Raw genomic sequence first — 13,132 nt, 5'->3', positions numbered from 1 at the left:
CCGGTCGCCTCGGAACCGGGTTTCCGGCCTGGCGGCCTATGCTGCATCGCAATAATCTCGTCATATTTCGTCGCATGATGGAGCGATGTGGATGGCCACCATGAAAAAAAGGCCGGGTCAAAGACCCGGCCTTGAAGTTAAAACAGGGAGGCTTCACGTCTGGGAGACGTAGGATCCGAAGACCCTGGGTCGGGCGATGAGCCCGAACGGTGAGGCAATATCGATCGGACACTGCCTCGTAACTCATGGATGATGCGCTGCACCATCGATGTCCTAGAGATAATATGTCTACGAACAAATTCCAGCGCTAGAATTGCAATCGAGCTATGCAGTCACCGCATAGCTCCGCGCGTCGAACTCAGAACCGGGTATCCTGAATCTTGCTCAGCAGGAAATCGCGGAACACGGCGACCCGTTTCGACTGGCGCAGCGCCACCGGATAGGTCAGGTAGGCTTCGATGTTCGGTCCCTCGACCTGAGGCAGAACCCGCACCAGCTCGGGCGCCGATTCGACCATGTAATCGGGTAGCGAAGCGATGCCGAGGCCGCTCGCCGCCGCGCGAAATATTCCGTAGACATTGTTGACCGTGAAGACCGGCCGTCGCGCGCGTTCGGGGGAACTGCCAATATCGAGCAGCCAATTGACGTCGGCGATCGGCGGTCGCGTGCCGTCGGCGTAGGCGATCAATGCATGATCGTCGAGCGATTCCTTCGAATCCGGCGCGCCACGCAGATCGATATAGGATTTCGCGGCATATAGATGGAAATGAACGGTCATCAGGTGACGCTGGATGAGGTCGGGCTGCCGTGGGCGCGACATGCGGATCGCCACGTCGGCTTCACCCATGGTCAGATCCATCTCCATGTCGTCGAGGATCAAGCTGATCCGAATCTCGGGATAGAGGTCGTGGAATTCCTTTATTCGCGGTGCCAGCCAGGTCGATCCGACGCCGACTGTCGTGGTCACGCGAAGCGCTCCTTGGGCGCGGCGCTTGCTGTCGACCAGGCGGGCCTCGGTATCGATCAGCGTCGCCACCACTTCGCGCACCGAGCGATAGAGGATCTCACCCTGTTCGGTCAGGACCAGGCCACGGGCATGGCGGTGAAAGAGTGGCACGTTGAGGCTCTGTTCGAGCGCGCCGATTTGCCGGCTGACGGCGGATTGACTGAGTTTCAAGATCTCGCCCGCTCGCGTGAAGCTGCCAGCTTCGGCGACGGCGTTGAAAATCCGCAGCTTATCCCAGTCCATCGCCATGTCGGATTGTCATTCCGCGGCGTTGCGCGGCGCCTCGGCTTGCGCCGCGGCAAGAAACTTCTCCGCCTCCAAGGCGGCCATGCACCCCATGCCGGCGGCCGTCACGGCCTGGCGGAATATCTTGTCGCGTACGTCGCCGGCCGCGAATACGCCGGGAATCCGGGTCGCCGTGCTGTCCGCCGCGGTGCGGATATAACCTTCGTCGTCCATATCCAAATGTCCTCGGAAAACGGCGGTAGCCGGATCATGGCCGATGGCGATGAAGACACCGTCGACGGCGTGTTCTTGGATCTCACCGGTCTTGACGTCGCGCAGACGGGCACCGGTAACGCCGGGTGGGTTGGCTTCGCCGAGGACTTCGTCGAGGACCGAATTCCACACCACCTTCACCTTGGGATTGGCGAACAGGCGGTCCTGCAGTATCCGCTCCGCGCGAAGCTGATCGCGACGGTGGACGAGGGTAACCGTGGCTGCATGGTTGGTCAGGAAAATCGCTTCCTCGACGGCCGTGTTGCCGCCGCCGACGACCAGCACGTCCTTGCCGCGGAAGAAAAACCCGTCGCAGGTGGCGCATGCGGACACGCCGAACCCCTTGTATTTCTCTTCGCTCTCGAGTCCCAGCCAACGCGCTTGCGCGCCGGTCGCGATGATCACCGCATCCCCGGTATAGACGGCCCCGCTATCGCCGACGCACGCGAACGGACGGCGCGAGAAATCGACTTCTGTGATCAGGTCGGCCTCGATCCGGGTGCCCACGGCCTCGGCCTGGGCGCGCATCTGGTCCATCAGCCACGGCCCTTGAATGACATCGGCGAAGCCGGGATAGTTCTCGACGTCGGTGGTGATTGTCATTTGGCCGCCCGGCTGCATTCCCGCGACAATGGTTGGTGACAGGCTCGCGCGCGCCGCATAGATCGCCGCCGTATAGCCCGCCGGTCCGGAACCGATGACGAGAACTTTGCTGTGAACGGCGTCGGGCATGGCAGGCTCCTCCAACTGCAACCGCGGCTAACATAAGTCCGCCGACTGTGCCCCGCAAGGCATGCACGGCAGCGCCGCGGCGCATTTGGGGATGGGTCTGTGGAAAACGGGACGCGTGCGAATAGACGATCGCCGTTGATCCGGACGGGACGGAAAATACGGCCAAACTTGTAGCATTTATTGCGCGTACATCGCTTCGGCTTGTAATATTATTACGCGTGTTTATAATTTCATGACCTTTCTCGATCGAGGGCATCGCAGTGCGTCGGGTGAAGCTGGACCGAATCGACCGCCGAATTTTGCACGATCTTCAGGCCAATGGGCGCACAACCAACGTCGAACTGGCGCGCAACGCGGGCATCTCGGCGCCACCTTGTCTGCGCCGTGTTCGCGCCCTCGAAACCGCCGGGTTCATCCGCGGCTATCATGCCGACATTGACGCCGAGGGCCTCGGCTACCACGTCACCGTCTTCACCCAGGTCGGATTGAACAGCCAGGCCGAGAACGACCTGCGCGCGTTCGAGGCTCTGGCCGAGCAATGGTCACAGGTCCGCGAGTGCCACATGCTGGCCGGTGAGACGGACTATCTGCTCAAGGTGGTGGCCAAGGACTGGGACGACTATCAGCAGTTCGTGACCGCCGAATTAACCGCGGCGCCCAATGTCGGTCACGTCAAGACCGCGTTGGTGATACGAACCGCCAAGGACCGGCCCGGCGTTCCGATCGACTACGACTAGTTCGTTTTCGAATTTCGCGGCACCGGCCCGCTCGCCCTCCCGACTCCCAACGCCGGTATCCTGATGGGTGGCCGGGAGGGGGAGCGGGCCGGAACCGAATCAATCAAGCGCGAAAATGATTTGGGCGATGCCGGTCACCTATTTGAACCGGACCCGCTTGACTTCGTAGCTGCGCGCCCCGCCCGGCGTGTTGACTTCGACCGAATCGCTGACCGTCTTGCCGATTAACGCCCGCGCCAGCGGCGAGGTGATCGACAGCAGCCCCGATTGAATATCGGCCTCGTCGGCGCCGACAATCTGATAGGTCGTCTTTTCGTCGGTGTCTTCGTCGGCCAAGGTAACGGTGGCGCCGAATTTGATGACCTTGCCGCTGAGCTTGCTGACGTCGATGACTTCGGCCCTGCGGATTTTGTCTTCGAGGTCGGCAACGCGACCCTCGATGAAGCTCTGGCGGTCCCGCGCCGCATGGTATTCGGCGTTTTCCGACAAATCCCCATGTTCGCGCGCGACTTCGATGGCCTTGATGACCTGCGGCCGCTCGACGGTCTTGAGCCTCTTCAATTCTTCCTGCAGGCGACTGTATCCCGCCGCCGTCATCGGCACCTTATCCATTGCTGGCTCTCTCAATTTGAAACTGATGATCGCATTCCGCGAATTGCCACAATCCGCAGGCCATCATCACACGATACGATTGATGTTTATTCCGGCTCCCTAAAGTAGCCCTGGAGAGGAGCGACTTCAAGCTGTCCGGAGCGCAACGCGGCGATGGCCTCGATCGACGCCCGGGCGCCGGCGACGGTGGTGTAGTGCGGGATCCTGTGGAGCAAGGCGGTCTCGCGGATCGAAAAGCTGTCGGCAACCGCCTGGGCGCCTTCGGTGGTGTTGAATATGAGCTGGACCTGGCCGCTCTTCATCGCATCGACGATATGGGGCCGCCCCTGCAGGACCTTGTTGACGATTTCGACCGAGAGCCCGTTGGCGCGCAGATAGTCGGCGGTCCCCAACGTTGCGACCAAGCGGAAGCCCATTTCGAGGAGGCGTCCGCATAGCTCGATCATGGCCGCTTTGTCGTGGTCGCGGACGGAGACGAAAACAGTTCCCTCGAGCGGCAAGGTGATGCCGGCGCCGAGTTGCGATTTCGCGAATGCGCGCCCGAAATCGGCATCGATCCCCATGACCTCGCCGGTTGAGCGCATCTCGGGCCCGAGGATGATGTCGACTCCGGGGAAGCGGGCGAACGGGAACACGGCCTCCTTGACCGCGACATGCCCGTTCGGCCGTGGCGCGAGGTCGAAATCCGCAAGCTTCTCGCCTGCCATGATCCGGGCCGCGATCTTGGCGATCGGTATGCCGGTCGCCTTGGCGACGAAAGGAACCGTCCGGCTCGCCCGCGGGTTGACCTCGAGGACATAGACATCCTCGTCCTTGACGGCAAATTGGACGTTCATCAAGCCGACGACACCAAGCGCACGGGCCAGCCGCGCGGTCTGTTCGCCAATGTCGTCGATGGTCGCGGGCGGCAGCGAATAGGGCGGCAGCGAACAGGCCGAATCGCCCGAATGGACCCCGGCCTCCTCGATATGTTCCATGATGCCCGCCAGGTAGACCTGTTCGCCGTCACAGACCGCGTCGACATCGACCTCGATCGCGTCTTGAAGGAAGCTGTCGACGAGTACCGGATTGCGGCCCGAAACCCGAACCGCATCGGTGATATAGCGCTGCAGCCCGGCCTCGTCGTGGACGATCTCCATGGCCCGGCCGCCGAGTACGTAGGAGGGGCGCAGCAGAACCGGGTAGCCAAGCTCGGCGGCGATCGAGACCGCCTCTTCGGCCGAGGTCGCCACCCCGTTCCTGGGCTGGCGCAAGCCGGTTTGGCCGAGCAGCTTTTGGAACCGGTCGCGGTCCTCGGCCAAGTCGATGGCGTCCGGAGAGGTGCCGAGAATCGGAATTTCCGCCTCTTCGAGCGCTCGCGCCAGCTTGAGCGGCGTCTGTCCGCCGAACTGGACGATGACGCCCAAAAGGGTTCCGTTTTCGGCCTCCCGCCGTACCACCTCGATGACGTCCTCGGCGGTCAAGGGCTCGAAATAGAGCCGGTCCGCGGTGTCGTAGTCGGTCGACACGGTCTCCGGATTGCAGTTGATCATGATCGTCTCGTAGCCGGCCTCGCGGAGGGCATAGACCGCATGAACGCAGCAATAGTCGAATTCGATGCCCTGGCCGATTCGGTTCGGTCCGCCGCCGAGGATCACGATCTTGTTGCGGGCGCTGGGGTCGGATTCGCATTCCGGTGCTTCCGCGCCGTCGCCCTCATAGGCCGAATACATGTAGGGCGTCTTCGCCGGGAACTCGGCCGCGCAGGTGTCGATACGCTTGAACACCGGGCGCAATCCCAGATCTCGGCGGCGGCCCAGAATTTCGGTTTCACCGCCGCCGACGAGCTCGCCGAGACGGGCGTCCGAGAATCCTTTCTGCTTGAGCCTTTGCAGCGCCCGCCGATCGTCCGGCAGGCCGTCGGCGTGAAGCGCCGCCTCGGTCTTTACCAAGTCTTCGATCTGGCGCAGAAACCACGGGTCGATCCTACAGCATTGGTGGATTTCGTCGATATCCAGGCCCGCCCGAATGGCCTGGGCGACGACCAGCAGGCGGTCGGCGCGCGGTGTCGACAGCGCGGCGCGCAAGGTGTCGCGAGTCTCGCCACGCTCGATCGTGACCTCGTTGAGCCCGGTCAGCCCGATCTCCATGGAGCGCAGAGCCTTCTGCAGCGATTCCTGGAAATTGCGGCCCACCGCCATCGCCTCGCCGACCGATTTCATCGAGGTGGTCAGGAGCGGGTCGGTCTTGGGAAACTTCTCGAACGTGAACCGCGGGACCTTGGTCACGACATAGTCGATCGTCGGCTCGAAGGCCGCGGGCGTGACCCCGGTGATGTCGTTGTCGAGTTCGTCCAGGGTGAAGCCGACCGCCAGCTTGGCGGCAATCTTGGCGATCGGGAACCCGGTCGCCTTGGAGGCCAGGGCCGACGATCTGGAGACCCGCGGGTTCATTTCGATGACCACCAGGCGGCCGTCCTCCGGGTTGACGGCAAACTGAACATTCGAGCCGCCGGTGTCGACGCCGATTTCCCGCAACACCGCGATCGAGGCGTTGCGCATCGTTTGGTATTCCTTGTCGGTCAGTGTTAGCGCCGGCGCCACGGTGATGCTGTCGCCGGTGTGGATACCCATCGGGTCGAGGTTTTCGATCGAACACACGATGATGCAGTTGTCGGCGCGGTCGCGCACCACCTCCATCTCATATTCCTTCCAGCCCAGCACCGATTCCTCGATCAGCACCGAGCCGACGGGCGAAGCGCGCAAGCCGGCGATTACCTGTTCTTCGAATTCGTCGCGATTGTAGGCGATGCCACCGCCGGTGCCGCCGAGGGTGAAGGACGGGCGGACGATCGCCGGCAGGCCGACCGCATCGAGCGCTGCCATCGCTTCGTTGAGGGTATGGACGAGGCGGCTCTTGGGGCTGTCAAGCCCGATGCGCTCCATCGCCTCGCGAAACAACTGGCGGTCTTCGGCCTTGGTGATCGCCTCGCAATTGGCGCCGATCAGGGTTACGCCGAACTCGTCGAGGGTGCCGTCCCGGGCCAGCGCCATCGCCGTATTGAGCCCGGTCTGCCCGCCCATGGTCGGCAACACCGCGTCCGGCTTCTCGCGCTCGATGATGCGGCGCACCAGCTCGGGCGTGATCGGTTCGACATAGGTGGCGTCGGCGACCTCCGGATCGGTCATGATGGTCGCCGGGTTGGAGTTGACGAGGACGACGCGGTAGCCCTCCTGGCGCAGGGCCTTGCACGCCTGAACGCCGGAATAGTCGAACTCGCAGGCCTGCCCGATGACGATCGGCCCGGCGCCGATGATCAGGATCGACTCGATGTCGGTCCGCTTAGGCATCGGCCATCATCGCGACGAAACGCTGGAACAAGTAGTGGCTGTCCTGGGGGCCGGGCGAGGCCTCGGGGTGGTACTGGACCGAGAATACCGGCCGGTCGTCGAGCGCGAGGCCGCAATTCGAGCCGTCGAACAGCGAGACGTGGGTTTCGACGACGCCGTTTGGCAGGCTGGTGGCATCGACCGTGAAACCGTGGTTCATCGACGTGATCTCGACCTGGCCGCTGCGCAACTCCTTGACCGGATGATTGGCGCCGTGATGACCGTGATGCATCTTGACGGTACGGCCGCCGAGCGCCAGGGCGAGCATCTGGTGGCCGAGGCAGATCCCGAACACCGGCTTGCCGGTCTCGATCAGGGCCCGGATCACCGGCACCGCGTAGACGCCGGTCGCCGCCGGATCGCCGGGTCCGTTGGACAGAAAGATGCCGTCAGGCCGATGGCCGAGGATATCTTCCGCGGTCGCCGTCGCCGGCACCACCGTGACGTCGCAGCCGAGACCGGCGAGGCAGCGCAGGATGTTGCGCTTGGCGCCGTAATCGATGGCGACGACTTTGTGGCTCGGCGCTCCCTGATGTCCATAGCCGGCGCCCGGGCGCCATTGCATCTCGGTCCAGCGATAGGCCTGGCGGCAGCTCACCTCCGCGGCGAGGTCCATATCGACCAGTCCCGGCCACGCCGCCGCCTCGGCCTGCAATCGGCGGATGTCGATCGCGCCGTCGGGGGCATGGCAAATCATCCCATTGGGGGCGCCGAGGTCGCGGATACGGCGGGTCAATCGCCGGGTGTCTATCCCGGCCAGCCCGATCAAACCGCGGGCCTTCAGCCACCGGTCGAGATGCTGCACGGCGCGCCAGTTGGACGATTCGGTGATGTCCAGACGAAGCACGCAGCCGCGCGCCGCCGGCGTCTCGGACTCGATGTCTTCCGGATTGGTGCCGACATTGCCGATATGGGGAAAGGTAAAGGTGATGATCTGTGCGGCATAGGAGGGATCGGTCAGAATCTCCTGGTAGCCGGTCATCGCGGTGTTGAAGACGACCTCGCCGACGGCGTGACCGCTGGCGCCCAGGCCCTGGCCCCTGAAAACCGTACCGTCGGCCAGCACGAGCGCCCCCGATTCCGCGCCGGTCCCAGCTTTCAGGGAGGACGCGGCGGGGAGCGATGAGCTGACCGTCATATGCGGCTAGAGCCTTATCGGATCATACGGGATCAATTCTGTTGCGGTTTGGGCGTTCCAGGCCGCAAGGCGCCGTCCGAAACGCGATGCCGAAGCATCGGGTGAGGGCAGCAACGACGCGGACGCCCGCCCAAGCGCAACCCTGTCGGGCCGGGGCCTTTTTCGCCATGACGGCGTCAACCGCCTTGACCGTATGCCGGATACGCTCCGCGGCGGTTTCCTGGTCACGGCGAAAAAGGCCTCCGGCAGAATGATTCCATATGATCGGATAAGGCTCTCGGTCCTCGAAACGGCACGATTGGCGGCATCACCCGGCCCTTGGCCATGCCGCCTGGAGACGGCCCCTTGCAGGCGGGCGAAGCAGGGCCTACATAAGGCAAAGTCGCCCAGTGGTCAAGCTGGAACCGGATAAAATAATCGTTTTAATTCAATAGTTTAATAGATTATCCCCGTTTGCGATACGGGGCTCAATGCGTTAGCGTGCGTTGCGATATCGGAAAGGTAGTGGTTTTCATGCTTCGTGAGACTTTGAGCACCGCGCTCAAGTCCGCCGTCAAGGGCCAGGACAAATGCGCGACATCGACCTTGCGGCTCATACTGGCCGCGCTCAAGGACCGTGACATCGCCGCCCGCAGCCGCGGCAACGCGGACGGCATCGGCGATGACGAAATCCTGCAGATGCTGCAGACCATGGTCAAGCAGCGGCGCGAGAGCATCGAGATGTACGACAAGGGCAACCGTCCCGAGTTGGCGGAACGAGAGCGTGACGAAATCGTGGTGATCGAGCAATACCTGCCGAAGCAGCTCGACGAGCGCGAAGTCGGCGATGCGGTTACCGAGGCGATCGCCGAAACCGGCGCCGAGACCCTGAAAGACATGGGCGGCGTCATGGCCTTCCTGCGCCAGCGTTATGCCGGCCGGATGGATTTCGGCCGCGCCAGCGGCGCCGTCAAGCAGCGCCTGGCGCAAGTCCAGGGTTAACCCGAGACCGACCGGAGCCGGTACGGCCCTACATTTTTGTTCCGCTTCACTCCTCTCCGATTGGCGGCAGAGATAGCCCCTGCTAAGATTGCCTGACCGGCGGAATTTTAGGGGTGGCAGTTAATGCGGATCACGCCGGCCTTTCTTGACGAATTGCGCAGTCGCGTTCCGCTGTCCGGGATCGTCGGACGCCGCGTCAAGCTGACCAAGAAAGGCCGCGACTATCTCGGCCTGTGTCCCTTCCACAATGAAAAGACGCCCTCGTTCACGGTCAGCGAGGAGAAGGGCTTCTATCACTGCTTCGGCTGCCAGGCCCATGGCGATATCATTGATTTCGTTAAGGAATTGGACGGGCTGAGCTTTCCCGAGACGATCGAGAAGCTGGCCGCCGAGGCCGGCATGGAGATCCCCCGCGACACGCCGCAGGAGCGGGCGCGGGAGGCGCAACGCAAGACGCTTGGCGCCGCGGTCGAGGCCGCCTGTACCTGGTTCCAGGACCAATTGGCGACGGCCAACGGTGCCGAGGCGCGGAAATACCTCGAGTCGCGGGCGCTCGGTGCCGAGACGATCCGGCGTTTCCGGCTCGGCTTCGCGCCCAACGCGCGGGCGGCGTTGAAGGGTGCGATGATGGGCCAGGGCTTCGACGAAAAGCTGCTGGTCGAGGCCGGCCTCATTATCCAGCCGCCGGAGGGCGACCGGGCGACCTACGACCGCTTTCGCGGCCGCCTTATCTTTCCGATCGCCGACCGTCGCGGCCGCGTCATCGCCTTCGGCGGCCGGATCATGGGTGACGGCGAGCCGAAATATCTCAACTCGCCGGAAACGCCGCTGTTTCACAAGGGCCGCACCCTCTACAACCTCGACCAGGCGGCGCCGGCGGTGCGCAAGGGCGCCGAGCTCATCGTCGCCGAGGGCTATATGGATGTGATCGCCTTGGTCCAAGCGGGCTTCGGCGGCGCGGTCGCCCCCCTCGGCACCGCGGTCACCGAGGACCAGATCCAGGCCTTGTGGCGCATCATGCCGGAGCCGATCCTATGCCTCGACGGCGATGACGCGGGGCGCCGCGCGGCGCTGCGAGCCGCGGAGCGTGCCCTGCCGATGCTCGCTCCCGGGCAGTCGCTGCGCTTCGTTTTGCTGCCCGACGGCGAGGACCCCGACAGCCTTCTCCGCCTCGCCGGCACGGAGGCGATGCGGTCGGCGCTAGCCGCCGCGGAGCCGCTGGTCGAACTGCTATGGTCAGCCGAACTCTCGGCTGCGCCGTTGGACACGCCGGAGCGGCAGGCCGACCTCAAAAAACGCCTTTACCAGCGCGCCCGGCAGGTTGGCAATGCCACGGTCCGGGAGCTTTACGTCAACGAATTCCGGCGCCGGCTGAATGGCCTATTTGCGGTGCCGGAGCGGCCCCAGCATGGCGCGCGGCCATGGGCCCGGTCGCGGCCGTCGGGACCCGGATTGCGGGCGCCCCACCGCGTTGAAATCCTCGACTTCCGGCACCAACAGGCGCTTCTCGCCGCGGTCATCAATCATCCCGATCTGATCGCCGATGTCGGCGAGGACCTGGGCACCGCGACATTCGATCCCCCGCCACTTGACAAATTGCGCCGCGAAATCCTAAAGACCTGGCATTCCGGGCTTGATTCCAAGGGCCTGGAAAGCCATTTACGTGACAGCGGGCTGGCCGAGACGCTCGACCATGTGCTGGCCCGCAACGTCTATGTCTTGGCACCGTTCGCACGGCCCGCCGCGTCCCTCGAAGAGGTGCGGTACGGCTGGGCGGACGCGTGGCGCCAATTCCGCCGCCGGTATCATGCGGCGGAGTTGTCGGTCGCGGAGCGAGAGCTCGCCGAGACCATGACCGGGGAAAACTGGGCGCGGGTCGATGCCTTGCGCCAGTTGATCGGTGAAGGTGAGGGGGACGGCACCGATTTGGATGGATGGGACGAAGGCAGCGGCCTTTAAGACAGTCAACCGTTGATCGCTTGAAAACGGACCGGCGCCCCCCGCGCCGCGGCCGCGTCGGACGGTTTGCTCACCAGGGCGGAGGATAAATGGCGACCAAGGCAGCGACGGCACAACGCACCGACGACGCGAGCGAGAAGCGCGAAGACGGCGGCGACGGCCCGCTTCTCGACACCACCGACGCGGCGGTCAAGAATCTGGTCAAGCGCGGCAAAGAACGCGGCTACATCACCTATGACGAACTGAACAAGGCCTTGCCGCCCGACCAGGTGTCGTCGGAGCAAATCGAAGACACCATGGCCGTGATCTCGGAGATGGGCATCAACCTCGTCGAGAACGAGGAAAGCGAGGAATCGGCCGAGGAACCGCCGGCCGAAGCGGAGCCCCGCCAAAGCGGAAATATCAGCGAGGACGAACTCGGCCGCACCGATGATCCGGTGCGCATGTATCTTCGCGAGATGGGCAGCGTCGAGCTGCTGTCGCGCGAGGGCGAGATCGAAATCGCCAAGCGCATCGAGGCCGGCCGAGAGAAGATGATCGGCGCCTTGTGCGAGAGCCCGATGACCATTCGTGCCATCGTGTCGTGGCGCGATTCGCTGCTTGCCGGCGACGTCCTGCTGCGCGACATCATCGACCTCGACACCACCTACGGCCGCTCCCCCGACGGCAGCGCACAGGCCGCCAACGTTACCAATACCGATGGCGCCGCGGCCGCCAACGACGACGACGGAGAGGAAACCATCGCCGTCGACGAGTCGGGCGACGACGACGAATCCGAGGCGTCCGAAGGCGGCGAATCCGAAGGCGGCACGAGCGAAGGCGAGGCCGGCGAAAACGGCGAGCGCCGGGGCCAAGGCGATGGCGACGACGACGATGACGGCGACGAGGTGAATCTGTCGTTGGCGGCGATGGAGCAAGCCTTGTTGCCGCAAGTCCTCGATCAGCTCGAGCTGGTGTCGGCAACCTACAAGAAGCTGCACCGGGCCCAGGACAAGCGGCTCGCCGCCCTGCAGACCGGCGACGAGATCAGGTCGGCCTCGGAAACGCGCTACAAGAAGCTCAAGACCGAGATGATCGAGTTGATGGAGGGCGTCCATCTCAACAACGCGCGCATCGACCAGCTGCTCGAGGCGCTCTATGGGCTGAACCGGGAGATGGTCGCCTGCGAGGGCCGGCTGATGCGTCTTTCCGGACGCGCCAAGGTCGACCGCCAGGACTTCCTCAAGCAGTATCTCGGCAACGAGCTCGACCCCAACTGGCTGCGCCGGGTCAGCCGTCTCAAGGGCAAGGGCTGGAAGCCGTTCGTCCAAAAGCACCGGAACGACATCAAGGAAATCCGCGCCACCATCGCCGACATCTCCGACCGCGCCGGGCTGCCGGTGCCCGAGTTCCGCCGCCTCGTCGGCGCCGTCCAGGAAGGCGAGCGCGAGGCCAGCCAGGCCAAGAAGGAGATGGTCGAGGCCAATCTCCGCCTGGTCATCTCGATCGCCAAGAAATACACCAACCGCGGGCTGCAGTTCCTCGACCTGATTCAGGAGGGCAACATCGGCCTGATGAAGGCGGTCGACAAGTTCGAGTACCGCCGCGGCTACAAGTTCTCGACCTACGCGACGTGGTGGATCCGCCAGGCGATCACGCGCTCGATCGCCGACCAGGCGCGGACCATCCGCATCCCGGTCCACATGATCGAGACGATCAACAAGCTGGTCCGCACCTCGCGCCAGATGCTGCACGAGATCGGCCGCGAGCCGACCCCGGAGGAGCTCGCCGAGAAGCTGCACATGCCGCTCGAGAAGGTGCGCAAGGTGTTGAAGATCGCCAAGGAGCCGATCAGCCTCGAGACGCCGATCGGCGACGAGGAGGACAGCCACCTCGGCGATTTCATCGAGGACAAGAACGCGATCCTGCCCTTGGACGCGGCGATCCAGTCGAACCTGCGCGAGACGACGACGCGGGTGCTGGCGACGCTGACCCCGCGCGAGGAGCGGGTGCTGCGCATGCGTTTCGGCATCGGCATGAACACCGACCACACCCTCGAGGAGGTCGGCCAGCAGTTCTCGGTCACCCGCGAGCGCATCCGCCAGATCGAGGCCAAGGCGCT

The 13,132-nt window shown here is 64.1% G+C and carries 9 protein-coding genes; 4 read left to right on the top strand and 5 right to left on the bottom strand.

Annotation, left to right across the window (positions count from 1 at the left end; genetic code table 11):
* Nucleotides 1-358: 358 nt before the first annotated feature.
* Together GY791_17140 and trxB are read right to left on the bottom strand one after the other, a co-directional pair.
* The gene (locus GY791_17140) at nt 359-1,249 is read right to left on the bottom strand and encodes a LysR family transcriptional regulator (protein ID MCP4330151.1); all 891 of its coding nucleotides are present in this window, start codon (nt 1,247-1,249) and stop codon (nt 359-361) included.
* Nucleotides 1,250-1,264: 15 nt separating this feature from the next.
* Nucleotides 1,265-2,236: a thioredoxin-disulfide reductase gene (gene trxB, locus GY791_17135; protein ID MCP4330150.1), complete on the bottom strand. Its 972-nt coding sequence runs from the start codon at nt 2,234-2,236 to the stop codon at nt 1,265-1,267.
* A 260-nt stretch (nt 2,237-2,496) separates the two neighbouring features.
* On the opposite strand from trxB, the gene GY791_17130 reads away from it, so the two are divergent.
* On the top strand, nt 2,497-2,973 hold the full coding sequence (locus tag GY791_17130) for an Lrp/AsnC family transcriptional regulator (GenBank protein ID MCP4330149.1): 477 nt from the start codon (nt 2,497-2,499) through the stop codon (nt 2,971-2,973).
* Nucleotides 2,974-3,111: 138 nt separating this feature from the next.
* Here GY791_17130 and greA read toward each other — a convergent pair whose 3' ends face one another.
* The 3 genes from greA to carA all read right to left on the bottom strand — a co-directional run bounded on the left by greA (nt 3,112) and on the right by carA (nt 8,091).
* Nucleotides 3,112-3,585 carry a transcription elongation factor GreA gene (gene greA / locus GY791_17125; protein ID MCP4330148.1) on the bottom strand — a complete coding sequence of 158 codons (474 nt, stop codon included), beginning with the start codon at nt 3,583-3,585 and terminating at the stop codon, nt 3,112-3,114.
* Nucleotides 3,586-3,671: 86 nt separating this feature from the next.
* On the bottom strand, nt 3,672-6,914 hold the full coding sequence (carB, locus tag GY791_17120; protein ID MCP4330147.1) for a carbamoyl-phosphate synthase large subunit: 3,243 nt from the start codon (nt 6,912-6,914) through the stop codon (nt 3,672-3,674).
* On the bottom strand, nt 6,907-8,091 hold the full coding sequence (carA, locus tag GY791_17115) for a glutamine-hydrolyzing carbamoyl-phosphate synthase small subunit (protein MCP4330146.1): 1,185 nt from the start codon (nt 8,089-8,091) through the stop codon (nt 6,907-6,909). Before carA ends, carB begins: the two co-directional genes overlap by 8 nt.
* A 513-nt stretch (nt 8,092-8,604) precedes the next feature.
* On the opposite strand from carA, the gene GY791_17110 reads away from it, so the two are divergent.
* The 3 genes from GY791_17110 to rpoD all read left to right on the top strand — a co-directional run.
* Entirely contained in the window at nt 8,605-9,072 is a 468-nt protein-coding gene (locus GY791_17110) for a GatB/YqeY domain-containing protein (protein MCP4330145.1), read from the top strand.
* Nucleotides 9,073-9,195: 123 nt separating this feature from the next.
* Nucleotides 9,196-11,031 carry a DNA primase gene (locus GY791_17105; protein MCP4330144.1) on the top strand — a complete coding sequence of 612 codons (1,836 nt, stop codon included), beginning with the start codon at nt 9,196-9,198 and terminating at the stop codon, nt 11,029-11,031.
* An 89-nt stretch (nt 11,032-11,120) separates the two neighbouring features.
* A partial coding sequence (gene rpoD / locus GY791_17100; protein ID MCP4330143.1) for an RNA polymerase sigma factor RpoD occupies nt 11,121-13,132 on the top strand: 2,012 nt, incomplete at its 3' end.

The organism is Alphaproteobacteria bacterium (genome assembly GCA_024244705.1).
GTDB lineage: Bacteria > Pseudomonadota > Alphaproteobacteria > JAAEOK01 > JAAEOK01 > JAAEOK01.
This window is presented reverse-complemented; position numbering and strand designations above follow the sequence as displayed.

Coding starts and splice junctions, on each gene's coding strand:
- GY791_17140 (MCP4330151.1), bottom strand. CDS start 1,249: ATGGACTGGGATAAGCTGCGGATTTTCAACGCCGTCGCCGAAGCTGGC.
- trxB (MCP4330150.1), bottom strand. CDS start 2,236: ATGCCCGACGCCGTTCACAGCAAAGTTCTCGTCATCGGTTCCGGACCG.
- greA (MCP4330148.1), bottom strand. CDS start 3,585: ATGGATAAGGTGCCGATGACGGCGGCGGGATACAGTCGCCTGCAGGAA.
- carB (MCP4330147.1), bottom strand. CDS start 6,914: ATGCCTAAGCGGACCGACATCGAGTCGATCCTGATCATCGGCGCCGGG.
- carA (MCP4330146.1), bottom strand. CDS start 8,091: ATGACGGTCAGCTCATCGCTCCCCGCCGCGTCCTCCCTGAAAGCTGGG.
- GY791_17110 (MCP4330145.1), top strand. CDS start 8,605: ATGCTTCGTGAGACTTTGAGCACCGCGCTCAAGTCCGCCGTCAAGGGC.
- GY791_17105 (MCP4330144.1), top strand. CDS start 9,196: ATGCGGATCACGCCGGCCTTTCTTGACGAATTGCGCAGTCGCGTTCCG.